Source organism: Micromonospora sp. NPDC049523 (assembly GCF_040676775.1).
Classification (GTDB): domain Bacteria; phylum Actinomycetota; class Actinomycetes; order Mycobacteriales; family Micromonosporaceae; genus Micromonospora_G.
The window spans coordinates 137,291-161,944 of record NZ_JBFAPP010000005.1; the positions used below are offsets into that span (position 1 = coordinate 137,291).

General features: G+C 69.6%; 24 protein-coding genes and 1 pseudogene. 13 read left to right on the plus strand and 12 right to left on the minus strand.

Going from position 1 to position 24,654, the window contains the following annotated elements; all coding sequences use genetic code 11:
• Window positions 1-92: 92 nt before the first annotated feature.
• The 3 genes and pseudogenes from AB0J90_RS09365 to AB0J90_RS09375 all read left to right on the plus strand — a co-directional run.
• A pseudogene (locus AB0J90_RS09365) lies at window positions 93-476 on the plus strand (SDR family NAD(P)-dependent oxidoreductase); the annotation flags it as partial.
• A gap of 100 nt (window positions 477-576) precedes the next feature.
• The gene (locus tag AB0J90_RS09370; protein WP_363594362.1) at window positions 577-843 is read left to right on the plus strand and encodes an SDR family oxidoreductase; all 267 of its coding nucleotides are present in this window, start codon (window positions 577-579) and stop codon (window positions 841-843) included.
• A 95-nt stretch (window positions 844-938) separates the two neighbouring features.
• Complete coding sequence (locus AB0J90_RS09375) at window positions 939-1,865, plus strand: cyclase family protein (protein WP_363594364.1); 927 nt, start codon at window positions 939-941, stop codon at window positions 1,863-1,865.
• On the opposite strand, the gene AB0J90_RS09380 is transcribed toward AB0J90_RS09375, so the two are convergent.
• The 5 genes from AB0J90_RS09380 to AB0J90_RS09400 all read right to left on the minus strand — a co-directional run bounded on the left by AB0J90_RS09380 (window position 1,858) and on the right by AB0J90_RS09400 (window position 5,246).
• Window positions 1,858-2,241 carry a hypothetical protein gene (locus tag AB0J90_RS09380; RefSeq protein WP_363593889.1) on the minus strand — a complete coding sequence of 128 codons (384 nt, stop codon included), beginning with the start codon at window positions 2,239-2,241 and terminating at the stop codon, window positions 1,858-1,860. The genes AB0J90_RS09375 and AB0J90_RS09380 overlap by 8 nt on opposite strands.
• Window positions 2,238-3,038 (minus strand): ABC transporter ATP-binding protein, encoded by an 801-nt coding sequence (locus AB0J90_RS09385; RefSeq protein ID WP_363594366.1) that lies wholly within the window; start codon window positions 3,036-3,038, stop codon window positions 2,238-2,240. Before AB0J90_RS09385 ends, AB0J90_RS09380 begins: the two co-directional genes overlap by 4 nt.
• A gap of 90 nt (window positions 3,039-3,128) precedes the next feature.
• Window positions 3,129-3,923 (minus strand): zf-HC2 domain-containing protein, encoded by a 795-nt coding sequence (locus tag AB0J90_RS09390; RefSeq protein ID WP_363593891.1) that lies wholly within the window; start codon window positions 3,921-3,923, stop codon window positions 3,129-3,131.
• Window positions 3,920-4,459, minus strand: coding sequence for an RNA polymerase sigma factor (locus AB0J90_RS09395; RefSeq protein ID WP_363593893.1), 540 nt, complete (start codon window positions 4,457-4,459; stop codon window positions 3,920-3,922). The genes AB0J90_RS09390 and AB0J90_RS09395 overlap by 4 nt, the downstream gene beginning before the upstream one ends.
• Window positions 4,460-4,556: 97 nt before the next feature.
• Window positions 4,557-5,246 carry a TetR/AcrR family transcriptional regulator gene (locus tag AB0J90_RS09400; RefSeq protein WP_363593895.1) on the minus strand — a complete coding sequence of 230 codons (690 nt, stop codon included), beginning with the start codon at window positions 5,244-5,246 and terminating at the stop codon, window positions 4,557-4,559.
• Between the two features lie 93 nt (window positions 5,247-5,339).
• On the opposite strand from AB0J90_RS09400, the gene AB0J90_RS09405 reads away from it, so the two are divergent.
• Window positions 5,340-6,044 carry a DUF4386 domain-containing protein gene (locus AB0J90_RS09405; protein ID WP_363593897.1) on the plus strand — a complete coding sequence of 235 codons (705 nt, stop codon included), beginning with the start codon at window positions 5,340-5,342 and terminating at the stop codon, window positions 6,042-6,044.
• Here AB0J90_RS09405 and map read toward each other — a convergent pair.
• Both map and AB0J90_RS09415 read right to left on the minus strand, forming a co-directional pair.
• Entirely contained in the window at window positions 6,031-6,798 is a 768-nt protein-coding gene (gene map / locus AB0J90_RS09410; protein WP_363593899.1) for a type I methionyl aminopeptidase, read from the minus strand. The two genes, AB0J90_RS09405 and map, sit on opposite strands and share 14 nt — an antisense overlap.
• A 10-nt stretch (window positions 6,799-6,808) precedes the next feature.
• A complete protein-coding gene (locus AB0J90_RS09415) occupies window positions 6,809-8,140 on the minus strand; it encodes an MFS transporter (RefSeq protein WP_363593901.1) in 1,332 nt (443 codons plus the stop codon).
• 226 nt (window positions 8,141-8,366) lie between these two features.
• Between AB0J90_RS09415 and AB0J90_RS09420 the strand changes: the two genes are divergently transcribed.
• A complete protein-coding gene (locus AB0J90_RS09420) occupies window positions 8,367-9,476 on the plus strand; it encodes an AraC family transcriptional regulator (RefSeq protein WP_363593903.1) in 1,110 nt (369 codons plus the stop codon).
• A gap of 102 nt (window positions 9,477-9,578) precedes the next feature.
• On the opposite strand, the gene AB0J90_RS09425 is transcribed toward AB0J90_RS09420, so the two are convergent.
• Together AB0J90_RS09425 and AB0J90_RS09430 are read right to left on the minus strand one after the other, a co-directional pair.
• Complete coding sequence (locus AB0J90_RS09425; protein ID WP_363593905.1) at window positions 9,579-9,785, minus strand: hypothetical protein; 207 nt, start codon at window positions 9,783-9,785, stop codon at window positions 9,579-9,581.
• The gene (locus AB0J90_RS09430; protein ID WP_363593907.1) at window positions 9,782-10,330 is read right to left on the minus strand and encodes a hypothetical protein; all 549 of its coding nucleotides are present in this window, start codon (window positions 10,328-10,330) and stop codon (window positions 9,782-9,784) included. Before AB0J90_RS09430 ends, AB0J90_RS09425 begins: the two co-directional genes overlap by 4 nt.
• A gap of 493 nt (window positions 10,331-10,823) precedes the next feature.
• Between AB0J90_RS09430 and AB0J90_RS09435 the strand changes: the two genes are divergently transcribed.
• Complete coding sequence (locus AB0J90_RS09435; RefSeq protein ID WP_363593909.1) at window positions 10,824-11,612, plus strand: helix-turn-helix transcriptional regulator; 789 nt, start codon at window positions 10,824-10,826, stop codon at window positions 11,610-11,612.
• A complete protein-coding gene (locus AB0J90_RS09440; RefSeq protein WP_363594368.1) occupies window positions 11,609-11,791 on the plus strand; it encodes a DUF397 domain-containing protein in 183 nt (60 codons plus the stop codon). The genes AB0J90_RS09435 and AB0J90_RS09440 overlap by 4 nt, the downstream gene beginning before the upstream one ends.
• A gap of 62 nt (window positions 11,792-11,853) precedes the next feature.
• On the opposite strand, the gene AB0J90_RS09445 is transcribed toward AB0J90_RS09440, so the two are convergent.
• Window positions 11,854-12,645: a DUF4184 family protein gene (locus AB0J90_RS09445; RefSeq protein ID WP_363593911.1), complete on the minus strand. Its 792-nt coding sequence runs from the start codon at window positions 12,643-12,645 to the stop codon at window positions 11,854-11,856.
• A gap of 221 nt (window positions 12,646-12,866) precedes the next feature.
• On the opposite strand from AB0J90_RS09445, the gene AB0J90_RS09450 reads away from it, so the two are divergent.
• Entirely contained in the window at window positions 12,867-13,763 is an 897-nt protein-coding gene (locus AB0J90_RS09450; RefSeq protein WP_363593913.1) for an NAD-dependent protein deacetylase, read from the plus strand.
• A 94-nt stretch (window positions 13,764-13,857) separates the two neighbouring features.
• Complete coding sequence (locus AB0J90_RS09455) at window positions 13,858-14,169, plus strand: hypothetical protein (protein WP_326561540.1); 312 nt, start codon at window positions 13,858-13,860, stop codon at window positions 14,167-14,169.
• Between the two features lie 98 nt (window positions 14,170-14,267).
• Here the strand turns inward: AB0J90_RS09455 and AB0J90_RS09460 are convergent, their stop codons facing one another.
• Window positions 14,268-14,987, minus strand: coding sequence for a protein phosphatase 2C domain-containing protein (locus AB0J90_RS09460; RefSeq protein ID WP_363593915.1), 720 nt, complete (start codon window positions 14,985-14,987; stop codon window positions 14,268-14,270).
• 63 nt (window positions 14,988-15,050) lie between these two features.
• Between AB0J90_RS09460 and AB0J90_RS09465 the strand changes: the two genes are divergently transcribed.
• The 4 genes from AB0J90_RS09465 (at window position 15,051) to AB0J90_RS09480 (ending at window position 20,137) form a co-directional block, all read left to right on the plus strand.
• Window positions 15,051-16,085 carry a LuxR C-terminal-related transcriptional regulator gene (locus AB0J90_RS09465; protein ID WP_363593917.1) on the plus strand — a complete coding sequence of 345 codons (1,035 nt, stop codon included), beginning with the start codon at window positions 15,051-15,053 and terminating at the stop codon, window positions 16,083-16,085.
• A 331-nt stretch (window positions 16,086-16,416) separates the two neighbouring features.
• Window positions 16,417-18,258, plus strand: coding sequence for an SCO2524 family protein (locus AB0J90_RS09470; protein WP_363593919.1), 1,842 nt, complete (start codon window positions 16,417-16,419; stop codon window positions 18,256-18,258).
• 2 nt (window positions 18,259-18,260) lie between these two features.
• Window positions 18,261-19,181, plus strand: coding sequence for an SCO2523 family variant P-loop protein (locus AB0J90_RS09475; RefSeq protein ID WP_363593921.1), 921 nt, complete (start codon window positions 18,261-18,263; stop codon window positions 19,179-19,181).
• On the plus strand, window positions 19,178-20,137 hold the full coding sequence (locus AB0J90_RS09480; RefSeq protein WP_363593923.1) for an SCO2522 family protein: 960 nt from the start codon (window positions 19,178-19,180) through the stop codon (window positions 20,135-20,137). The genes AB0J90_RS09475 and AB0J90_RS09480 overlap by 4 nt, the downstream gene beginning before the upstream one ends.
• A gap of 38 nt (window positions 20,138-20,175) precedes the next feature.
• Here the strand turns inward: AB0J90_RS09480 and AB0J90_RS09485 are convergent, their stop codons facing one another.
• A complete protein-coding gene (locus AB0J90_RS09485) occupies window positions 20,176-24,528 on the minus strand; it encodes a HEAT repeat domain-containing protein (protein WP_363593925.1) in 4,353 nt (1,450 codons plus the stop codon).
• Window positions 24,529-24,654: the final 126 nt, after the last annotated feature.

The window sequence follows — 24,654 nt, forward strand, 5'->3', positions numbered from 1 at the left end:
GCGCGCGCCAGGTGGACCTGTGCGAATTCGGATCACGCATCAAGCACGCAAGACCACTCGTACGAAATTCCCACCCCGAAAGAGGAATTGACATGACGGATCTCAAGGACAAGGTCGCCCTGATCACCGGCTCGGCTCGGGGCATCGGCAGGGCCATCGCGCTGCGCTACGCCGCACTCGGCGCCCGGGTGGTCGTCAACTACAGCAGCAACGAGGCCGGCGCGCTCAAGACGGTGCAGGACATCCGTGACCTCGGCTCCGACGCGGTGGCGGTCCAGGGCGACGTGTCGAACGTCGCGGCCCTGGAGAACCTCTTCCAGGAGAGTCTCCGCGCCTTCGACAAGATCGACATCGTGGTCGCCAACGCCGGTGTCGAACTCGTCGACCAGCCCATCGCCGACACCACCGAGGAGCAGTTCGACCGGCTGTTCTCGATCAACACCAAGGGCACGTTCTTCACCCTGCAGAAGGCGGCGAAGTACGTCGCCGACAACGGCCGGATCATCTACATCGGATCGAGCACCACCAGCCCTGCCGTACCCGGGTGTCGGGACGTACGGCTCCAGCAAGATGGCGATGCGCTACACGGTCGAGGTGCTGGCGCAGGAGATCGGGCCGCGGGGCGTGACCGTCAACACGATCCTGCCGACGGCCATCGAGGGGGCCGGCGTATTCACCGTCCTCGCGGACGACGCCCCGATCCGGAGCGCGGTGCCCCGCCCGATCGGGGGGCGTCTGGGACGGGTGGAGGACGTCGCGGACGCGGCCGAGTACTTCGCCGGCCCGCTCGCGTACTGGGTGAGCGGACAGACCCTGCTCATCGCCGGCGGCGCCCTCCAGTAACCCCGACCAGGTCCCACGCCGGTGGCCGCCCGCATATCCGCGGGCGGCCACCGGTACCCGCACCGCCGGGTCGACACCACGTGGAGAAAACCAAAATGACGAGGTACGAGTTCAAGTCCATCGGCCAGCGGCTCTCGAACTGGGGTCGGTGGGGGGCGGATGACCAGAGGGGAACACTGAACTTCCTGACGCCGCAGGTGCGCTTGGACGCGGCCCGGTCGGTGCGTACGGGGCAGGTCTTCGAGCTCAGCATTCCCATCGGCAGGGACGGGCCCCAGCAGGCGGACGGCGGAGCGGTCGGCCGGATCAATCCGGTCCACCTGATGAGTGTGCATCCGGGTGACTTCGACCGCCCGGACGGCATGGTCGGTGCCGACGACTACATATTCATGCCCCTGCAGGCGGCCACCCATTGGGACGGGCTCGCGCACATCGGGTACGACGGCCTGCTCTACAACGGTGTTCCGGCCAACTCGATCAGGAGCATGGACGGAGCGAAGCGTCACGCGATCGACCAGTCGCTGCCCGGCGTGGTGGGTCGCGGAATACTGCTCGACATCGCCCGGCTGCACGGCCGGGACTGGCTCGCGCCGAGCCACCCGATCACCCCAGACGAACTCGACGAAGCCGTCAAGCAGCAGAACCTGACCGTCAGGTCCGGCGACGTGCTGCTGGTCCGGACGGGCTGGCGGCGTAAGGCACTGGTCGAGGGCTGGCACGGGTGGATGGAGACCGAACCCGGCCTGACCGTGGACTGCGCCGGGTGGCTGTCGGAGCGGGAGATTTCGGCGGTGGCCAGCGACAACTGGGCGATCGAAACGCAGCCGGCGGGCGAGGCGTGGATCCCGCTGCACTGCGTCCTCATCCGGGACATGGGCATGACGCTCGGTGAGAACTTCAACCTGGAGGAGTTGTCCGAGGCGTGCGCCGCGGACGGCCGTTGGGACCTCCTCCTCAGCGCCCCCGCGCTCCGGATCCTGGGCGGTACAGGCTCTCCGGTGAGTCCGATCGCCATCAGGTAGGGGATCGTCCGGTTACCTCGCCGTCCGTTCCTTGGCCTCCGGCCAGGGAGCCATTTCGTCGAAGTCCTCGCCCTCCTCGGCCTTGACCCACCAGCCCGTGTTGTTGACGTAATGCTCGAACCACCCGGTGAGGCTGGGCGAACAGCTCGTCGACCCGGTGACGTGTCTCGCGCCGGCCCGGCCACGCTCCGCCGGCCAGCGCCAACGGCAGTAGCACCATCAGCATCGACCGGGTGTTGACCGCCAGTTGCATCCACCGCCCCGTGAAGGACTGGGTGGACGACAGCGGCATCACCGTGCCGACCACCAGCATCAACAGGGCGATGCCGCCGGCCGCCGAGCGGCGCAGTTCGACGCGTAGGAACCGCCCCGTCATGCCGACACCTGCCCACGATGGGCTCGCAGCAACGCCGAGTAGCCGCGCTCGGTGGCGCTGTCACCGGCGTCGCTGGCTCCGCCCTGCTGGGCCAGTTCTCCGGCGGTGCCCTGCCACACCAACCGACCCTCGTTGACCAGTACGACGTCGGTGCAGGCCACCGCGACGTCCTCGACCAGGTGGGTGGAGACCAGCACGCAGCCGTCCACACCGATCTCGCGCAGCAGCTCGCGGAAGTCGAGGCGCTGTTCCGGGTCCAGGCCTACCGTCGGCTCGTCGAGCAGCAGCAGCTCGGGGTCGTTGACGATCGCCTGGGCGATGCCGGCGCGGCGCAGCATGCCGCCGGACAGCGTTTTCATCCGGGAGTCGGCGCGGTCCGCCAGGCCCACCCGTTCGATGGCCCGTTGCACCGCGCCGGGGATGACCGCCTGGGGCATCTCCTTGAGCCAGGCCATGTACTCGACGAACTCCCGGACGGTGAAGCGTGGGTAGAAGCCGAAGTGCTGCGGCAGGTAGCCCAGGCTGCGGCGTACGTTGGGCAGGTCCGCGTTGCCGGTGACGTCCTCGCCGAGCAGGCTCAGTCGCCCGCCGGCCGGTTTCAGCACCGTGGCCAGGGCTCGCATCAGCGTCGTCTTGCCGGCACCGTTGGGTCCGAGCAGGCCGTGCACACCCGTGCCCAGCGCCAGGTCTAGCCCGTTGACCGCAAGATGCCGGCCGGCCCGGACCTGCAGTTTCTCGGCGTACACCGTCCACGCGTAGGTGGTCGGTGCGGTCTCCGCCACGCTGACCGTACGCATCATGATCTCTCCATTCGTCATGTCTGGTATGTCCTCGCGGACGTCGGAGTGCTCCCGTCGACGGGAGGAAGGGTGAACGGGTGCGCGGGATCAGGTCCGGTCGACGCCGAGACGGCGGTATTCGCCTGCCCGGAGGAACACCACGGCCACCAACGCCACGGTGATCGCCGCCCATCCGGGCCAACTGTCGCCCGACAGGACGGCCGGGAGTTGCCGGCTGGCCAGGCTCGGCGCCACCACCGCAACCGACCAGATCACCGCCAGTGTGAGCGCGGCCCGGTCCACCCCCACCAACCCGCCCAGCGCCAAGGTTCCGGCGGTGAAGCCCAGCGACGGCAGCAGCCACAGCGCGGGGGAGTGTCCTGTTCCCCAACCCGCCACCGCCAGCACCGGTACGACCGCCAGCAGCACCGCCAACGTACGGCGCAGCAGCAGCCACAATCCCGTACGGGGCGTGGTGGCCATCAGCTCCCAGGCCGGGTCGAGGCGCCTGCTCCAGGCGGCTGCCACGGGCAGCAGCGGCACCATCGGCGCGATCAGCAGCACCAGCGAAGGCATGCTGACGAAGGTCCGCTCGAACAGGACAGCCATCAGCATCAGCGTGGCCGCCGTGAGCAGCCAGGGCAGGACCCGTGCGGTGACCCCGGTACGCCGCAGCCGGCGGTGACGCTTCGGACCCGGGCCGGTGGCGATCCCGGTGTCGATCCCCTCGGCCACCCGGTTCAACAGGTCCCGGGTGCTCGGGTCGACAGCGTCCGCGAGCAGAGCCCGGCAGTCGGCGCACGACTCCAGGTGCGCCTCCATCGCCCAGGTGGTGGCGTCGTCGAGAACGGTGTCACCCGCGGCGTACCGGGAGATGAGTGCCGGTGTGGGGTGAGGGGTCATGACAGTGCCTCCCGCATCGCGATCCGGGCCCGCCTCGCGCGGGTCTTCACGGTTCCTTCCGGCATGCCGAGCAGCAGGGAGGTCTCGCGTGTGGTCAGCCCGTCGAGGACCATCGCGCGCAGTACCTGACGCAACTCCGCCGGCAATGCCAGCAGAGCCCGCTCCATGTCGGCGCCGATCTCGCCGGCCAGGGCCTCCTCCTCGGCCGCCGGGGCTACCGTCTCGAAGGTCTGCACCGCCGGGACCCGCTCCCGTCGGGCCCGGTGCCGGAACGCGTCGACCAGCCGGTGTGCGGCGATCGTCCACAACCAGCCCACCGCACTGCCCCCGGCCAACGCGTGCGCCTGACTACCGGCGGAGCGCCACACCGCCAGGTACGTCTCCTGCAGCACCTCGGCCACCACGTCCTCGTCGGCGCAGCGCCGACGCAAGCGCGTGGTCAGCCACGGGGCCGTGCGCCGGTACAACTCGTCGAAGGCACGCCGGTCGCCCCGGGCGACGCGACGCAGCAACTCGCCCTCGTCGAGTCCGTCCAAGCTTCGTCTCACATCAGGCAAGACGAATCGCACCTTCGCCACGGTTCTCCTCCCGACATGACCCGCGTCACATCTGACGCGGGGAGTGTCGAGCGCGTCAGCCGCGGGCGCGTTCGAGCCCGTCGAAGAGCAGGTCGAGTGTGTACTCGAACTCGACCTGGCTGTCGCACCAGCCCAGCGTGGGGTCGGAGACGTCGTGGACCTCGGACGCGACCATCGCGGTCAGGTGTGGCAGCGCCTCGGCCATGGCGGCCAGGTCCGCCTCGGCGACGTCCACGTCCGTGTTCCCGCCGGCCGACGCGGGACGGAAGATCTCCTGGGCGAAGCCGAGGGCGAGGCTGCCGAACGCGTGGATCGCGCGGTGGGCGATCCGGTACGAGAATCCGCCGTCGACCAGCGTGCCGATGATCCCGTCGTAGTAGGCGTACACGGCTGTGGGGATGGTCGGGCGTGAGCTGAGCAGGGCGGGCGCCCATGGGTGACGGAGCATGACCTCGCGCGCCGACAGGAAGCGCTGGCGCAGTCGCGTACGCCAATCCTTGTCGGAACCGGTCGCCGCGGTGCGGCCGATCTCGGTCTCGATCTGGGCGATGACGGCCTCGGCGAGGCCGTCGAGTAGGCCTTCCTTGCCGGGGAGGTGATGGTAGAGCGACATCGCCTCGACGCCGAGTTCGGTGGCTATGCGACGCATGGTCAGCGCCGGGATCCCCTCCTTGTCGGCCAGCGCGATCGCCGCCGCGAGAGCGCGCTCGCGGCTCAGTGGCTCCCGGGGTTTCTTAGCTGCCATCGATCCTCTTCCTTGCCGTGGCCTTACATTGTATGGTTGCCTTACGTTGTAAGGCTCTCCGATGTCGTCAGGCGCTCAGTCGAAGGAGCCACCATGCACCCGTTGGTCCGTACCGCCCGCGCGACCGGGCTGCTCTATCTCGGCCTCGCCGTCACCGGAGCACTCGGCTTCCTGACCATCCGTCCGCGGCTCTTCGTCGCCGACGACCCGAGCGCGACCCTGGCTCACCTGGTCGAGCACGAATCCCTGGCACGCATCGGGATCGTCCTCGAACTGCTCATCGTGCTCAGCCAGACGCTCACGGCAATCTGGTTCTACCGGTTGTTCCGTACGGTGAATCCGGTCGCCGCCGGCAGCATCGCCGCCTTCGGCCTGGTCAACGCCATCGCGGTCCTCGGCAGCGCGGCCCTGCTCGCGACCGCGACGCAGGTCGCCGTCGCACCCTTCGGTGACGCCGCGACTACCGCCCAACTCGCGTACGTCATCAGCGGCAACCTGTGGACGGTGGGCGGACTCTTCTTCGGACTGTGGCTCATCCCGATGGGAATGTGCGTGCACCGCTCGGGATTCATGCCCCGCCTCCTGGGCTGGATCCTGATCGTGGGTGGCGTCGGCTACGTACTCAGCGCGTTTGTCGGGTACCTCGCGCCCGACGCGGGCGTGGTCACCGACGCCCTCGTGGTCCCGGCGACCGTGGGCGAGTTCTGGATGATCGGCTACCTGCTCGTCCGTGGCGTCCACCTGGGGGCGCCGGCCGAACCGCCGCACGAGGCTGCGGTACCGCTCAGGGTGCGGTGAGGATGACCGGCCCGTCGGCGGTGACGGCGATGGTGTGTTCGAAGTGGGCGGCCCGGCTGCCGTCGACGGTGGCGATGGTCCAACCGTCCGCCAGGGTGCGGCAGCGGGTCCCACCACCTTCGAGCAGCATCGGCTCGATCGCGATCACCAGCCCCTCGCGCAGCGGCATACCGCTGCCCGCCGGGCCGGTGTTCGGCACCGAAGGCGCCTCGTGCATGGCCTTGCCGACGCCGTGACCGCCGAGGCCGTCCGGCAGGCCGTACCCGGTTTCGCGGGCGACAGTTTCGACCGCGTGGGAGATGTCGCCGATCCGGGCACCGACCGTGGCCGCGGCGATGCCGGCGGCAAGCGCCCGGTCGGTGGCGTCGGCGAGCCGCCGGGCCGCGTCGTCGACCTGCCCGACGGGTACGGTGATCGCCGCGTCGCCGTGGTAACCATCGACGTACGCGCCGCAGTCGATGGAGAGCAGGTCGCCCTCGGCCAGCACCCGGCCGCCGGGGATGCCGTGCACAACCACGTCGTTGACCGACAGGCACAGCACACCCGGGTAGGGGATCGGCGCCCACGCGGGGTGGTAGTTCAGGAAGGACGGCTTGGCGCCGCCGCTGGCGATGAGTCCGGCGGCGAGTTCGTCAAGCTCGATCAGGCGTACGCCGACGCGGGCCGCCGCGGCGACCGCGGCGAGGGTGTTCGCGACGATCCGACCTGCTTCCCGCATCGTCGCGATCTCGGCTTCCGATTTGAGCACAACCATGGTCGTTAATCTAGCGCCGAGCGGCGGCCGGACCGGGGCCTGCGGTGCGTACGGCGATGATGACCAGGCCGGCAAGTAGGGCGGGCAGGGCGAAACCGTAGAAGCCCAGCTCGTTCGGGAACCGGTCGGCGAGCAGCCAGCCGCCGTACAGCGGGCCGATGATGCCGCCGAGCCGCCCGATGCCGAGCGCGGTGCCGAGCGCGCGGGCCCGGTGACTGGCCGGATAGGAGGCGGCGATGTACGCGTTCACCAGTAACTGGGTGCCGACCGCGCCGACTCCCACCACGGCGACCAGCACGAACCCGATCGCCACCGGCGGCCCCTGGGCGAGCAGGACGAACGCGACCGCGGCGGCGATGAAGGAGAGCGAGATGACCCGTCGCGAACCGAACCGGTCGGCGAGCGGGGCGGCGGTGAGCGACGCGGCCACCACCCCGAGGTTGAGGGTGAGCAGGAACGCCAGCGCCGAACCGAGGCTGTAACCGACGGCGGTCATCAGCACCGGCAACCAGGTGCTGGCCCCGAAGAGGATGAGCAGGCTCAGGAATGTGGTGGCCCAGAACAGCAGGGTCCGTACCCGGTAACCGGTGCCGACCAGCAGCCGCCACGAGCCGGACCCGCGGGCCGAGGTGAACGGTACGGGCGCGGCCGGGACGATCTCGGCGTCGATGGAGAACCGGGCGAGTTGGGCCCGCGCCTCGCGCTCGCGGCCCTGGGCGATGAGGTGTTCGGCCGACTCCGGCAGCCAGCGCAGCAGCACCGGGACCAGCACGAACGCCGGCAGGACCCCGGCGACGAACATGGCCCGGAAGCCGCCGTCGGTGGCCAGCGAGAGGGAGAGCAGACCGCTCAACGCCCCGCCGACCCCGATCCCGCCGAACACGATGCCCTGGTCCAGGTGGCGGCGGCCCGGTGCGGCGTACTCGGCGACCAGGGCCGCCACGGTCGGCATCAGCGACCCGACACCGAGGCCGACCACGAGCCGGCCGGCGCCGAGTACGCCCGGTGTGGGGGCCAGCGCGCAGATCGCCATGCCGATGCTGAACACGACCACACTCAGCACGAGTACGGGCCGACGACCGCGCCGGTCGACCAGGGCGCCCGCGACCAGGGCACCGAGCAGCATGCCGACCACGGCCATCGCCCCGAGTACGCCGATGTCGCCGCGATCCAACGCCCAACCGTCCGCCCGGAGCAGCGACGGTACGACCGCACCGAACATGACCACGTCGTAGCCGTCGAGCACCAGTACGGCGAAGCAGAGCGCCAGCAGTGCGCGGGGTGTCCGGTGGACAACCAGTCCGGAACGGGCCGTGCTGATTGTCCGCTCGCTGGTGACCATCTCAGAACCCTCCGTACGTCGCAGCGCCGGTGCCGTCTGGTGTTCCGGTCGGACGCTACGACCGCACGGGAACCGTTCTTGACTCTCCGCGCAGCGACTCTTGCCCGAGGGTGCACAAGCTGTCGGCAGAGTCGGATCGACGGGGACCGCAGAGTCGGCACGGGGGGAGTTAGCCTGCGGCGCGGGCGGGGTTAGCGTCGATGCACCGGCCTCCGAGGTGATGCACATGTATCCGCCAGCACCCCGCTGCATGGACATCCGCACCTTCCGGAACGACGACGCCGACGCCCGTGCCGACGCCGACGCCCGTGCCGACGCCGACGCCCGTGCCGACGCCGACGCCCGTGCCGCCGCTGACGGCGATGCTGCCGCTGACGCCCGCACTGCCGCTGACCGCGCCGCTGACGGTCACGCTGGCGGCGTGGTGTCGCTGCGGGAGGAGCGCATCGGCCCGCTGACCGTCGCGCTGCTGTCGTCAGGTTCGCCGACGTCGGCTTCGCTGTCGCTGCGCCGCACCGCGGATCACGTACGCGCTGGTGGGGCTGAGGTGGTCCAGCTTGCCGTGCTCGATGCCGGCCGGCTGGACGTACGTCAGGACGGTCGCGCGTCGTACGTGGAGCGAGGCGGGTTCTTCCTGCTCGACGCCGCCCGCCCGTTCGCCATGTATACCGCCGCCGAGGTCGAGTTGCGGGTGTTCAAGTTCCCCCGTGTGGCGCTCGGCCTGGCCGACCGGGAACTGGCGAGGCTGACCGCGTCGCCGCTGCGGCCGGACCACCCGCTCACCACGTTGTTGACCCCGCTGCTGGTCCAGCTCGCGGCGCCCGACTCGACGCTGCACGCGCAGACCTGGGAGAAGCTGGCCAGGCACGTGGTCGACATCATCGCCACCCTGGTCAACGACCATCTGCTCGACCTGCCGCCGGACGAGTCACCCCGGCAGACGCTGGTCGCCCGGATCAAGGACTACGTCCGGGAGCACCTCGGCGATCCGGGGTTGTCGCCGCAGCGGATCGCCGCCGAGCACCACATTTCACTGCGTTACCTGCACAAACTCTTCGCCAGTGAGTCGACGACGCTGTCCCGGTGGATGTTGCAGGAACGGTTGCGCGGGTCGCGTAGGGAGTTGGGCGAGGCCGGTGGGCGCTGGTTGTTGGTCGCGGCGGTCGCCCGCCGTTGGGGCTTCACCAGCGCCGCGCATTTCAGCCGGGCCTTCCGCGACGCGTACGACATGTCGCCCCGAGAATGGCAGAACAGCGCCCTTCCTCATCGCCAGCGACGTGAACTTGCCACATCCGGGGCTCGCCCAACCACAGTGGAAGGGCCCTGGGAAAACTGACGCCTTCGACTCGTACATCGTCTTTGATGTACGTACATCAAAAACGATGTACGTGAATTCTGCGTTGTCGAGTCCGGCCGGAGCCGCCGCACTCGCGCCCGTTCAGACCAGATGGACGCGGTCGACCGAACCGTCCGCCTGGACGAGCGTGAAATGTCCGTCGGGCGCCAGGTCGAGCATCAGCGCGGCGAGTCGCAACGCCCGGTTGACCACATCGGTACGCGTATCCCGCTGGACAACCGCAAGTCTGGTCAACGCCGCCTCGGCTGCCGGTGTCAGGTTGACGGTGATCTTCGTCAGTTCGCTCATCGGTTCCGGTGAACCTGCACCCAGCCGAGGAACCTTTCGTACAGGGCGCGCGGTTCCGGTGCGGTGTCCGGGTTGAGCGTGTGCAGATCGGTCATCGCCTGCTGGAACTGGATGGCGAGATAACAGCACAGACTGATCTCCAACCCCCGGTATCCCTCGGCCAGTCCGAGCCTCGCCTCCGCGCACGGCCACGGCATCGCGTCGACCCGGCAGAACCACATCGGCCGCAGCGGAATGTGCAGTCCCTGATCGGACGCGAACCCGTCGGTGGGCTCCTGAGCCAGCGCCGCCGGTGGTGGTCGCTCGGCCAGGGCCCGGCGGTGCACCACCAGGGCGAGGTCCCGGCCGTCGACGTTGCCGGGGAGCAGTTCGACGGCGAGCAGGCTCAGCCAGTCGCCCTGCCAGCCGGTCGTGCCGGGTGGGACGTGCTTTACGCGTACCCGAAGGCTTGTGAGCCTGCCGGTCGACGGATCCGGACTGATCAAATAGTTGCCGGCGGCCAGGTCCAGAATTTCTCCCACCCGCAGCCGAAACGGTCCACTCACCGCGACCGCACCACCCGGTAGCCGGTCAACTGCCCCAAAGTCATGATCCTCGGCCGGTATTCGGCCGTCGGCGCGCTATGCCACGCCGGGCTGTGGCGTTCCGCTACCCCCATAGGGGTAGTGGAACGCCACAGCCCGGGTGATTCCTCTTCGATCATGGGGTGGGATCGGCGGGCGGTCCACCAATCGCGAATGGCTCTGAACATCGCGCACCTCCTGCTGCTCGGTATTGGAAGCGGACCACCCCGGGGGTGGGGAAGGCCGGGGTGGTCCGCGCGGTTCCGCCCGTCCTTTCGCAGGCGCGATCGGCTAGCCGGATTCGAGCGGTCCCGCTGGATGACAGTCTGATGTGGAGCCTTTACGCTCGGAAGTGCATTCGTCGGGTCGGGGATTATTCGGCGCAGACCGGAAGGGCTCGTGGTCAGGCAAGGGAAAGCTGGGGAATTGATCATCAACATCGGGGAAGGCAGGGAAACAAGTGGGAATCTCGCCAATGGAATTCTTGGTTCGCGAGCTACGTCGTCGGCGGGTAGCTGCCGGGCTGACGCAAGCCGCTCTGGGTGAGAAGGTGTTCTGCTCGGACACGCAGATCAGTGGCATCGAGACCGGCACCAAGCGGGTGACCTTGAAGCATCTCAAGCTGGTGGACGCAGCTCTCTCTACCGGCGGCTACTTCGAGACCGTCTGGGAAGAGATGGTGAAGGACGGCGCGGCTCCAACGTGGTTCCTCGACTGGATGACTGCCGAGCGCGAAGCGCTCTCGCTGCGGTGGTACGAACCACTTGTGCTGCCTGGTCTGTTGCAGACCGAGGACTACGCGAGGGCGATCCTAGGTTGTGGAGGGCTCGTGACGGCCAACCAGATCGAGATGCATGCCGTCAGCAGGCTCGCGCGTCAAGATGCCGTGCTGAACCGCGAGGACCCTCCACAGTTCGTCGCCGCGATGGGCGAGGCAGTCCTGCGCCGGATGATCGGAGGGCCTGCCGTGATGGCGGACCAACTGAAGTTTCTGCTCGAAGTAGCCGAGCGGCCCACGGTTCACCTGCACATACTCCCTGACGACGTGCATGAGAACGCGGGGCTGTCGGGAAGCTTCATCCTTGCCCGGCTTCGTGATGGGGAGCTTGGGTACATGGACACCCCGCTGCGCGCGATGGTAGCTGAGCGCGATGACGACATTGCGGTTCTACAAACCAGGTGGGAGAGTTTGAGGTGCGACTGCCTGTCCGAACGACAGTCGATTGAGATGATTAGGGAAGCGGCAGAGACATGTACGACATGACCGGTGCGCAATGGCGCAAATCGTCCCGATCCACTGACAACGGCGGCGCGTGCGTGGAGGTGGCCGACAACCTCCCCGGGCGGGTACTGGTACGGGACACCAAGGACCGTGACGGCGGCACACTCACCTTCGGCCCGCAGGCGTGGCGCGCGTTCGTCGGCCTGGCGAAGCAGCACTGACTCTTCTCGGCATTACGCCTCCGCCCCGTTCGGCGCGGAGGCGTTGCTGTGTCCACGCCCGTCTACTGCCGAGGCGGCAGTGGGTTCGTGACCGCCTGCTTGCGGTAGTAGAACCAGCCGAGGGCACAGCCCAGAGCGGCGATCAAGCCGGCCCCGCCGCCCCTGGTCAAGCCCAGGAACACGGTGACGTACGGGCCGGAGCCGTTCAGGTAGGCGGGGCGGGCGGCGAGCAGGCCGCCGGCAACCGTGGCGAATCCGATCAAGGCCCACACCGCGTGTGCGACCAGGGGTGGCATCGCCACCGGAGCATTGGTGCTCGGCCGCCGGGCATTCGTGAACATCCAGTGGGTGAACCAGGCGAGCAGGGCCGCCCCGCCGACGACGGTGCTGGCGTACTGGGCCCAGCGGTAGCCGGGGATCCCGGCGTGGATGCCGTTGAGCCAGGGGATGTGCGCCGGTCCCCAGGCGGGGACGTGGGTGAACGAGTCCCAGACGACATGGGTCACGGCGCCGACCGCCAGCGAGGCGCCCAGCAGGGCCAGTCGGCGCCAGTTTCGCAGGTGGAACAGGAGCCCGCGGGGCAGCTTGGGGTCGATGCGTTCCCGTACCGCCGCCGGGGCCAGCGCGATCGCGAACGGCGCCAGCACCGCCTGCCACACCCCGAAGGCCAACCCACCCAGCAGTACGTCCACGGTCAGCGCCCCGGTCAGGGTGTGGGTGGTGCTCCCGGAGAACCGCAGCGGCACGAAGTACGGCAGGTCCGGTGTCATGCTGCCGATGACCAGCGCCGACGGCACCAGCCCGGTACGCAGGAACGGCAGTACGGCGGCGGGGTGGCTACCGGTGAACGGCATGGTTCCTCCGATCCGCGCGGTGGTACGTGGCCGGTCTGCTTCAGCTAACCGCCACGGAGCCCGGTGCGGTGCGCGCGCATGCTCCCGTCAGCCATTCGTGAAACGGGCGAAAGCGCTCAATCGTACGGAATTGTCGTCGGCTGCACCGTACCGTCTGAGTCATGGCCCACGTTGTACGCCGCGCCTGGCCGATCGGCCTCCGGGTGCGGCAGCATGGACGGGTGCATGAGGGTACGGCCGAGAAGTGCGCCGAGCTGGCCGGGTCGCTGGCCGGCGGCGATGTCGTGGTGCTCAGCGGCGCGGGACTCTCCACCGAGTCGGGGATCCCGGACTACCGGGGCCCGAGCGGAGCCCTGGTACGCACCAGCCCGATGACCTACCAGACCTTCACCGGTGATCCGGTGGCCCGGCAGCGCTACTGGGCGCGCAGCTTCCTCGGCTGGCGGCGGATGGCCCGTACCCGTCCGAACGCCGGGCATCGCGCGGTCGCCCAGTTGCAGCAGCGGGGGCTGGTGACCGGCGTGGTCACCCAGAACGTGGACGGGCTGCACCAGGCCGGCGGCGCCGACCGGGTGGTGGAGCTGCACGGCAGCCTGGCCAAGGTGATCTGCCTGGGCTGCGGTGACCTGACCTCCCGGGCCGAGCTGGACCGGCGCCTGGGCCTGGCGAATCCGCTGTTCGACGCGGAGGCGACGGCGGTCAACCCGGACGGCGACGTGGACCTGTCCGACCAGGCGGTCGCCCGGTTCCGGATGGTCACCTGTACGGCGTGTGACGGCGACACGCTCAAGCCGGACGTGGTCTTCTTCGGCGAGACGGTGCCGCCGGACCGGGTCCGGCAGTGTTTCGACCTGGTGGAGAGCGCCAGGATGCTGCTGGTGCTCGGGTCGTCGTTGGCGGTGATGTCCGGCCGCCGGTTTGTCATCCGGGCGGCGAAACTCGGCATCCCGGTGGTGATCGTCAACCAGGGCGCGACCCGTGGGGACACGTACTCGGCGCTGACCATCGACGCCCCGCTCGGCGTGGTGTTGCCGGAACTCGTCCGGCTCTGCCCCGACCCGCTCTCCGTACGGCTTCCCGCCGAGCCGGGTACGGCGGCCCGCGCCGTAATCCTCTAGAGGCGTACGGGTACGCGAGTTTTGTCGTCCCTGCTCGTGCTCAGGCTGCGGGCGGGCATGCTGCAAAGGGAACGGCCCCCGAAGGAGGCGCAGCGTGCCGGACTACGACGATGACTGGACCGACGATCAACGCGGGCTGTACGACGAGTGTTACTCCATCGGGCACGCCTGGGCGACCGACCAGGACACCTCCGCGGACGATCTCCAGCAGGTGCTGAACCTGGCCGAGGCGGACGAGGACGATCTCGGTGATGTCGAGCTGGACTATCCGCCGCTGGTCGACGCGGTGGCCGAGACGACCGGGGAAACCGTCACCAGCGTCACCGCCGACCGCGAGGACCCCGCCTTCCGTGGCTTCGTCGACGGCGCCCGCGACGGCGCCGCCGAAGACGTCTTCGGCCTCTGACGACTTCTCCTGATCACGTTTCCTGATCACGAAGAGTTCGGCCGGTCATAGCGAGCCGAACTCTTCGTGATCAAGGAGCTGAGGCGAGGTGGTGAGGGTTAGGCGGGGTGGAGGTCGGCGATGATCACGGTGACGTTGTCGGGGGCGCCGCCCTGGTGGGCGAGTTTGACCATCTGCTCGGCGCACTGCTGGGGCTCGGTGTGCTGGGCCAGCGCCTCACCTATGGCGTCGTCGTCGACCACGTCGGATAGGCCGTCGCTGCAGAGCAGCAGCCGGTCGCCGGCCACCACCGGTACGACAACGGTCGCCGGTACGAGTTCGCTACCCTGCACCGCCTGGGTGATGATCGAGCGCTGCGGGTGCCGGTGGGCCTCCTCAGGGGTCAGCGCGCCCCGGTCCACCAGCTCCTGGACGAAGGTGTCGTCCCTGGTGAGCTGGTAGAAGTTGGGGTCGCGCGCGAGGTAGCAGCGGGAGTCGCCGACGTGCAGCACGGACAGCCGGTCGCCGGTCAGCAACACGGCGGTGACCGTGGTGCCCAGACCGGTCCGGCTCGGGTCGGTCCGCCCGACCTCCGCGATCTGTCGGTTGGCCGCCGCGAGCGCGTCGGTGAGCGCCGTCGTGGGGTCACCGTCGATCGGGGTACGGTCCAACGGCAGCAGGTTCCGGATCACGATCTCGCTGGCGACCTCGCCCGCCGGCTGCCCGCCGACACCGTCGGCCACCACGAGCAGGCGCTCACCCGCGTGGGCGGCGTCCTCGTTGTTCGTGCGGACCAGGCCGGGGTCGCTGACGATCGCGGTACGCAGGCGCAGGTTCATGCCGTGCAGCATGCCAAGCGGAGCACCGGATCGTCTCTACGCAGTGTTGCGTAGGGTTGATCCATGATGCCGGTCGCCATGGTCGGGCGCGGCGGTGAGCTGACCGAGCTGACCCGCGCCTGGTCCAGCCTGGCCGGCTCGGATCCGCCGGCCCGCCGTACGGTCGTGATCACCGGGGCGGCCGGGGTGGGCAAGAGCCTGCTGGTCGCCGCCGCGCTGGACGGGTTCGACCCGCGCCCGAGCTGCGTGCTCTTCGGCACCGCCCGGGTGCACGATCCGGCGCCGTACGACTGGTTGGCGGCGGTGCTCAGCGGCCGGGACACGACCGGTCTCCCGCTGCCCGCGGACGCGCTCGCCTGGTTGGCCCAGCATCCCAACGCACCCCGCGAGCGGTACGCCCCCGGCACGCTGCTCCGGCTGGCGGTGGCGACCGTACGGGCGTTGGTCGGGGCGGGACCGGCGGTGATCGTGGTCGAGGACCTGCACGCGCTCGACCCGGCGAGCCTGAACCTGATCGGCGAGCTGGCCGCCGCGCCGGAGTTGCCGGTCCTGCTGGTGGTCGCCAGCCGGCCACCGGAGGCGGCGCTGGCGCCCGAGCTTGCCGCGCGTACGCTCGCCCGCCTCACCGGCGCGCCCGGTGCCGTACGCCAGCACCTCGGCGCGTTGACCGTCGAGCAGGTGGCGGCGGTGCTGGGTCAGGTGTACCCGGACGGGCCGGTGGACCGGCAACTGGTCGAGACGGTACGGGAGCGGACCGGCGGGAATCCGTACCGGCTCACCGAGCTGATCGCCACCCGGGGCGGGCACGGGCCCGACGGACTGGTCGGCGAGCCGCCGCCGGAGCATCCGAGGTTGCCGGTCGAGCCGATCGGGGCGGAACTGGGCGGGGCGGAGCTGACCGCGCGTGAGGTCGAGGTGCTCGGTTGCCTGGCCGCCGGGATGTCGAACAAGCAGGTGGCGAGATCATTGGGCATCTCGGTCCGGACGGTCACCGTGCACGTGTCCAATCTGCTGCGCAAGACCGGCTCGGCGTCGCGTACGGAGGCGGCGCTCTGGGCGGTACGCCGGCAGTTGACCGGACCGAGTCAGCCGGTCTGATATCCGACTCGGGGCGGCCTCGACGGGTCCTACCAGCACCACTGTGGCTAATTGATCAATTGTCCCAGCGGCTGGTCGGCGATTTCTCCACCCTTGACGCGTACGACATCATTGGCACATAGGACTGGGCCCGTGAGAAGGGGGTGGTCGCCATGACTCGTGGCGCCACTGTAGAAAGATCATTTGATCCCTGGGCTGGCCAGCTCCTTTGCTTGATTCACTGACCTGGTTCCCGGCGCATTGGCGCTGAACCATGATCGATAATCACATGCTCTCCGGGTCTCCGGCGTACCTGGATCCATGACAATTGGCGGATGGTGGTGCACGAGAGATGAGGATTCAGCCTCGTCAGCAGCTCCTGGAGATCTGGTCGGCCGTCGTGCGGTCCTCCTGGCGGGACGGCCGATGGGTGTGGGGCGGCGAGAACGGCTCCAATTCGATCAGTGACGCCGAGCAACTGCTCTGCCTGCTCCTACCCGCGACCCAGGTGGACGCGTTCAACATCGACCGTCCGGACGAGACCGCCGATGAAATGATCAAAGTGCTGCGCCCGCTCGGTACGGCGACCCAGATACCCCTGGTCCTGGTGCAGATCCTGAGCGAATACTTCCGCCGCTACACCCATGAGTCCGGTACGCCCATTTTTTCGGGTGGCAGCTATTTCGGCATAGACGATCCCGCCCAACCGGCCACCCCGCAGCAGCGTGACCTGGACATCGTGGACTCGTTCGCGATGTCGGTGACCCTGTCGCTGGCGACCATCGGTTTCGTCCGGGTGTTCCGGGGCGCGGTCCGCCGTGAGGAAACCCTCCAGGAGATCGCCGAACTGGAGGCGATGGCCAGCGCCCGGCTCAGCGCCGCCATGGTCGGACTGCTGCGCAGCTTCGCGGTCAACGTCTTCGACGTCGACTCCAACGAGGGCCGGGCGCTGATCCGTACGGTCAACCAGGCCGGGCTGCCGCAACGCCAGATCGTCTCCCAGCTACGCCGGGCCCTGCGCCAGACCATGGCGACCTTCCGTGAGGTCCTGATCGGATCCGGCCAGGTCGCCGACCTGGAGAGCGCCAACCGGCTGTTCGAGTGCGGCTGGTCCTGGGGCATCGTCAACGACGCCCCGGTGGTCGAGACGGACGAGCCGGTCGGTGAACAACCCAAGGGCGTGGCGCACGAGCTGCCCTGGCTCTACTTCACCGTCATCGCCGTGGACGCGATCGAGGACCTGTTCTCCGAACGTACCCGCATCCTCGGGCTGCTCAACGACGAGCAACAGCGGCTGTCCCGAGCGCTGCAACTGCGGTGGGAGCTGACCAGGACCTACTGGGCCACGGTCGCCACCTTCGGCGACGGGCAACGGTGGCCGCTGGAGGACATCCCGTGGCGTACCACCGACGAGGACTCCTCCGACTACTACACGCTGCTGGTGACCTCGCTGGCGGTCAAGGGCCTGATGCTGGAACGCGGCTCCGACGCCGAGCTGTCCCGAGTCGGACTGGCCCTGAGCGAGCTGGCCAACCGGGCCCGGATCACCCGCCGCCCGTTCGACGCCGACCCGGCGCTGACCCTGCACTCACCCGGCGTACGGCTGACCCTGATCGGCAGTGAGCAGCTCGGCGGCCCTCGGCTGCGCTGGATGGTCAGCGAGTTCTCCGCGCTGCTGCTGCAACGCACGTCGTTCATCGCCGGCCTGCTCAGCGACGCCGAGCAGCGCGCCTCGCTGCTCGACCTCGCCGACCGGATCTGGGACCACCTGGCCGCCCGACGCCTCGACGGCGGCACCGGCCGCAGCCTGTGGGACCAGCCGGCGAAGGTCTTCCGCCAGATCAAACAGAACCAGGACGGGACCTCCTGGTACTACACCGAGCGGGTGGTCCAGGGGCTGGTCACCACCGCCAACATGCTCAACCGCCCGCCACTGCGCAGCGACCGGCTGGCCGACTACGCCCTGGACCTGCTCAGCGAGGCCGAGCACCTGTACGACATGGAACTGCTCAGCGGCGCGGCCGAGGGCGGTCCGAAGATGCAGCAGACCCTGCACCTGATCCGGGTCAACCTGCGCCGGGCCCGCGAGATCGTGCAGGACCGGCCCGGCTCGGCGGCCGCGCTGGCCACCGAGGTGCTGCGTTCACTCGACGAACTGGACGCCGCCCGCCGTGACGTCTCGGAGGCGGGCTGACCATGCTGATCTTCGCTACCTCGGACAAGGGCGGCACCGGCCGCTCCGTGACCAGCAGCAACGTGCTCTACCGCAGCGCGCTGCAGGGCACCGACGTCTGTTATCTCGACTTCGACTTCGGCTCACCCACGGCCGGCTCCATCTTCAACATCGACTCCGCCGTGCACGGCACCACCACCCAGACCGGGCTGCACGTCTACCTCAACGGCGAGTGCGCCGAACCGAACCGGATCGACGTGTGGTCCGAATCCGACCGGGCCAGCCTGCGCAACCGGCCGCCGGGCGCGGGACGGCTGATGCTGCTGCCCGGCGACATCGGCGGGGGCGAGTTCCCGAGCAGCGAGGAACGGGTCCGGCAGTGCGTACGGCTCTTCCTCCGGTTGGAGGAGGAGTTCGAACTCAGCCTGATCGACCTGAGCGCCGGACGGTCGTACGCCACCGACATCGTGCTCGCCGCCACCGCCTCCCCCGAACTGCGTTCGGTCAAGGCCCGCTGGCTGGTGTTCCACCGCTGGACCCGGCAGCACGTGCTCGCCGCCTCCAGCCTCGTGTACGGCGCCAAGGGCATCCTCGACACCGGCGTACGACGCGGCCACAAACACGACGACCTGATAAACGCGCTGCGCTTCGTGCGTACCGCCGTGGTCGACCCCGACTCACCCGAGCTGGAGGGACTCCAGCCCCCGCAGGTGGCCTGGCTGCGTGAGTGCAACCAGGACCTGTTGGAGCTGGCCAGCAACAACAGGGTGGGTCGGACCATGATGATCGGCTCGGTGCCGTTGGACCCGGTGCTGCAATGGCGCGAGCAGCTCATCTCCGACAACGACGTGTACGCCCGGCGGATCGCCAACCTGGAGACGGTCGAAGCGTTCTCCTCCCTGGCCAAACGCATAGTCGACGACGCGGCCTGGGAGACCCTGTGACGAAAACGGATGTGAGCTTCGAGGAAACCGCGGCCCGACGTACGGTCGAGTCGGTACCGCTGTCCCATCTCTCGATCGAACTCGGCCACCTCTACATCGAGGAGTTCGCGGGCGGCGTCCAGCAACTCCGTCGACATTTCTCGCGGGTCGCGCCGTGGGTGGCGGCGGCCCGGCAGGCGGCGATCGACCGGGTTCCCAAGGGCCGGGCCCGGATCAGCACCTGCTTCCTCATCGACGACTACTTCACCCGGTTCAGTACGCCCGGCGAGGTGGTCCGGCAACTCCAGGAAGCGACCGAGGGCACCGGCCTGGTCATCGACTACTTCGCCCGCGAGTCCGGCTGCGCCCAGGCCGACGACATCCCGCTGGCCAAACTCGTACTCGACCAGCTCGTCTCCGACCCGGTGCCGGAAACCAACGGTGAACGTCCACCGCTCACCGAGACCGGTTGGCTCTGCAACGGCAAACGCTCCCCGGCCACCGGCCCGGCCCAGGCGATGAGCGACTACGCCTGGCAGCCGCCGGTACAGAACGCGGCCAACCGGCATTCCATCTTCATGGACGTCGAGCTGTGGGACTACGAGGAGGACGGGCAACTGCGCTGGTCCTGCCCCTTCCTCGCCGGGGTGTGGCAGCTCATGCGACTCGGCCTGCTGCGGCACGAGGGCGAAGGGGTGACCAACCCGTACCAGGTCGAGGAGTGGCCGGACGACTGGGACGAACTGCCCGCCGTGGTGAAGCTGAACCCGCGGGCGGCGCCGTTCAGCGCGTACCGCACCTTCTCGGTGCTCGGGTCGCGGTTCCTGCCGATCGAACACGCGGTCCGGACGATCCTCAGCCAGGTGTCGATCGGCCCGGCGGTGCTCGACCAGATCCACACCCGCAGCCGCCACGAACACGTCGACGTCCCCAAGGACCTCGTGGAACGGATCGAGTACACGTTCATCTCGGACTGACCCGCGCTCGTCGCGCACGGCCCGGTTCGTCGTCGGCCTCATCGCGGCACGTCCGGCAGTTGGTCCGGGTCCGCGCCGGGCAGCCAGGTCAGCGCCTGACCGGCGAACCGGCGGAACCCGTGGTCGCCGTCCTCGCGGGCGAGCTGGGTGAGCAGCGTACGGGTCTGCGGGTCGGCGCCGAACCGGGTGCCGAGCAGCCGGACCGCGGTCACCCGTACCGACCAGTCGGGGTCGTGCAGCCGCTCGACGAACAGCGCCCGCACCTCCGGGTGGTCGGCGAGCCGTTCACCGAGGACCCGGAGCACCTCCCGGCGTACCTGCACGTCGTCGTCGTCGCGGGCCTTGTCGATCAGCACCTCGCGTACGCCCTGGTCGGCTCCGAACGCCTCGCCGAGGATCCGTACCGCGACGCAGCGCACCGGTACGTCGTCGCTGTCGGCCCGGCCCAGCAACGCCTTGCACTGCGCCTGTCCGGGACGGAACTGGCCGACGAGCGCGGTCGCCGCCACCCGGAGCAGTTCCGCGTCCGGGTCGAGGCGTACCCGGTCGAGCAGGATCTCGGCCAGCTCCGGCCGGTCGCCGAACCGGTCGACCAGCATCCGCATCGCGGCCAGCCGCAGCCGGGCACTCTTGTCCACCCCGACCCGCCCGGCGAGCAGTTCCCAGGCCGGTTCGTCCTGCTCGGCCAGCGCGGCGATCACCGCCGCGGCGTGCGCGAACACGCCACCGTCCGAGTCGTGCCGGGCCCGATCCACGAGTACGGCGTGCACCTCGGCATCCGTACCCGCCTCGCGGGCCAGGGCCCGTACGGCGGCGAGCCGGACCTCCGCCCCGCTGTCCTCCCGGGCCCGTTCGATGATCAGCTCGCGCAGGGCGGGTTCGGTCACCCACTCCGCCAGCGCCCGTACCGAGGCGAGTCGTACCGCGGCACCGGTGTCGGAGCGGGCCAGCCCGGCGAGCACGTCCCGTACGTCCGGGTCCATGCCGACCCGGTCGACCAGCGCCGCGACGGCCAGCAACCGGATCCGGGGAGCCCCGTCGGTGCGGGCCAGTTCGGTGAGCGCGTCGACCGCCTCCGGTGCCGTGCCGACCTGGTCCGCCAGCGCCCGTACGGCAACCAGCCGCACGTCGGTGTCCCGGTCGGCCCGCGCCACCGTGATCAGCAGTTCGCAGAGCGGCACCTCGCGGGCGAAGCACTCGATCAGCAGCCGCAGGGCGGCCCGGCGGACCACCTCGTCGGTGTCCTCCAGGGCACGGGTCACCAGCAGCTTGCGTAGTTCCTCGTCCGGGCCGAACCGCTCCACCAGGGACTGGGCCGCGGCCCGGAGCACACCTGCGTCGGTGTCCACCCGGATCCGTTCCACCAGCACCGTCTGGACCACCGGGTCGATGCCGAGCCGCTCGCCGAGGGCCCGGACGACGGCCCGGCGCAGCACCGGGTCGCCGTCGGCGCCGGCCCGCTCGATCAGCAGGTCGCGTACCTCGCCGGGGGCGTTGAAGCGTTCGATCAGGACCTGGGCGGCCATCCGGATCACGTCCGCGTCGGCGTCGGTGCCGAGCCGGTCGAGCAGCAGCGACCGCAGTTCGTCCTCACCGCCGCAGCGTTCACCGAGGATCTGCAGGGCGGCTCGGCGTACGCCCGGGTTGCTGTCCAGGCCCGCCTGCGCCAGCAGCAGGTTCCGTACCGGGGTTTCGCCCCGGAAACGTTCGCCGAGCGCCTGCACGGAGGCGAGCCGGACCCCGGCGTACCCGTCCATGCGGGCGCGTTCGGCGAGCAGTTCGCGGGCCCGCTGGTCGGTGCCGAAACACTCGCCGAGGGCCTGCACGGCGGTGAGCCGCGCGCCGCTGTAACCGTCGTCGCGGGCCCGCCTGACCAGCCGGTTGCGAACCCGTTCGGCGGCGGCGCGATGCGGGGGGCTGTCCTCGGTGGCGGTCGCGAGTTGCGCCACCTCGGCCAGGCCGGCAACCCAGGCGTACGCGGCGGAGCTGTCGTCGAGTCCGCCGAGCACCTCGTCGAACAGGTCGTCGATCCGTTCGGCCGGGGTGGAGAGCATCGCGGCCAGCCGGGCGGCGTACGCCGACACCGGGCTCCAGACCACCCGGACGCCGCGCCGCCGGTACCAGGACAGGTAGGCCTCCCGGCCCGGCCAGGCGGTCCCGATCGCCTGGGCGGCGGGCAGGATCTCCTCCTCGATCAGCTTCGCGGTTTCCCGGTCGTTGATCGCGACACCGTGTTCCAGCAGCAGGATCGTCTTGCGGAGCAGGGCGGCGGCCGGCTTCGCCACCGCGGGCGAGATGGTCCGGACCTCGGCCAGGCACTGCACCGCGAGCGCCAGGTTCCACGGCGGGGTGGGAAACGCGGTCGGCGGCCAGGACCGGTTCACCTCGTTGGTCAGCAGGTCGACCACCTCGGCGGTGCGCTCCTCGGGCAGCGCCCCGGCGAGCAGCCGGAGCACCTCCCGCCAGGACGGGCTCACCCAGTGCCGGCGGAACAGGTCCTTCACCTCGCCGATGGTGAGCACCCGGTCGTGCTGGAACCGGGTCAGCACCGCGTCCGCGCAGAAGAACTCCAGGAAGGTGCGGTGTACGAAGCCGTACAGGTGCGGGCCGTACCGGCTGAGGATGAAGTTCCGCTCCCGGAACTGGTTGATCATCGACAGGGCGATGGCCCGGGCGGCGCCCGGATCCCGGTGGTAGCGCTCGACCAGGTAGTCCTCGAAGACCTGGCTCAACTCCTCGGCCGCGATGTAGTTCGCGGCCAGACCACGGTCGGCCGACTGCATCCGGTACGCGAGCCGGCGCAGCAGCTCCTTCTTGTCCTCGGTGCCGATGAAGTCCGGGTCCTGGTGCTGGTCGCGCAGGTGCCGGTTCACGTCCCAGTGCTCGACCAGCACGGTGGCCGCGTGGTCGTAGAGCTTCCACCGCTCACGGGGCAGCGCCTGGTGCTTTCCGATGATCGCGAGGATGGTCAGCAGCAGCGGGTTGCCGGCCAGTTCCCGGATGGCGTGCGAGTGCCGCATGGCGTCCAGCAGCCGGGCACGGCGGACCAGGGCGTCCTGTGGCCGGTCGTGGATGGCCAACCGGTACCAGTGGCCGAGGAACTCCGCGGTCTGGTCGGCGTCCAGGTCCTGGAGGGTGAAGTGGGTGAAGCCGACGTCGGTGAGGATCCGCCGCGAGTACGCCACCACCCGCGAGGTGACGATCACCCGTACCTGGGGGAAGTCGGCGGCGAAGTTGGCGATCTGGCTGGCCACCTCCTCCCGACGGCGGCGGTCGAACACCTCGTCGAGCCCGTCGAAGACGGCCACCGTACGGCCGAGGGTGAGGTGGCGCAGCAGCGCCGTCCGGTCGATGCCCAGCCCGTCGGTGTGCGCCCGGTGGTCCAGGTAGTCGACGAAGCTCTGGCAGCGGTTCTCGGCCGCGAGGGTCACGTACGAGCGCAGCTCGACCAGGAGTGGCAGGTGGTCGGTCAGGGCGGCGAGCCGGTCGTCGGGGTGCCCGCCGGCCAGGGCGAGCACGAGGTAGCGGGCCGCGGTGGACTTGCCCGAGCCGGGGTCGCCGAGCAGCACCACCGCCCGCTGCTCCGGCGAGCCGAGTACGTCGAACAGCCGCTGCAACGGCTTCGCCCGGTACGACTCCTGCAGGTGGGCCAGGTCCGTCGGGTTCACCTCCGCGGGCACGTCTTCGCTGCTCAGGTGCCCGTTCGTCGGCACCCGCTGGCGCCACTCGCGGGGCATCTCGGCCGGCGGCGGATCGGACCGTACGGACTGCTCGACGAAAACCGAGGCCAGTCCGATCTGGAGGTAGTCCTCGCTCTCGGTGGGCGTCAACGCGTCCAGGTCCAGTACGCCGTAGTGCTGGCGCAGTCGGGAGAAGTAACGCTGGACCGTGTCCTGGCCGAGTGCGTTCAGACCGTGCCCGGACCAGCCGGTCTCCGCCAGCCGTACGGCGACCGCGGCGGTGACCCGAGCGGCCAGGTCACCCGGCTCGGTGAAGATGCTGCACATGTGCCGGTCGGCGAGTTCGGCCCGCAGCGCCTCGATCTGTTCGGCCTCCGGGCCCCGGTCGACGAACCGGCGCGGCCAGGGTGCCTCCTCGTCGAGGAGGAAGATCAGACAGGGCTTTCCGTTGTTGAGTGCCTCGCGGTATTCCAATTCCGTGATCGACCGGCCGTAGCCGGGCGGCACGAAACCGTAACGCCAGGCGAAGATGCCCACGTAGACATCACATTCGCGGACGTCCGCCAGACACCTTTCCAGTGGCCGTCGATCTTCCGCGACATAGGATTCCATCGCCATGTCCTCGACCCGGAGCCGGCGCAGCGCGAGCTGCACCGCGGCGCGACATTCCTGTAGATCTCGGAAAGTGGCTGACACGTAGACCTTGGTCACGGCGGCTCCTATGCGGCGTGAGCGGCACGTGTCGTCACCGTATCAATGGGGGGCAAGAATATTTGGCCCCTCGTCTGCCCCCCGACAGCAGTATCGCCGGTCTCCGAGGACATCGGCGCCAATGAT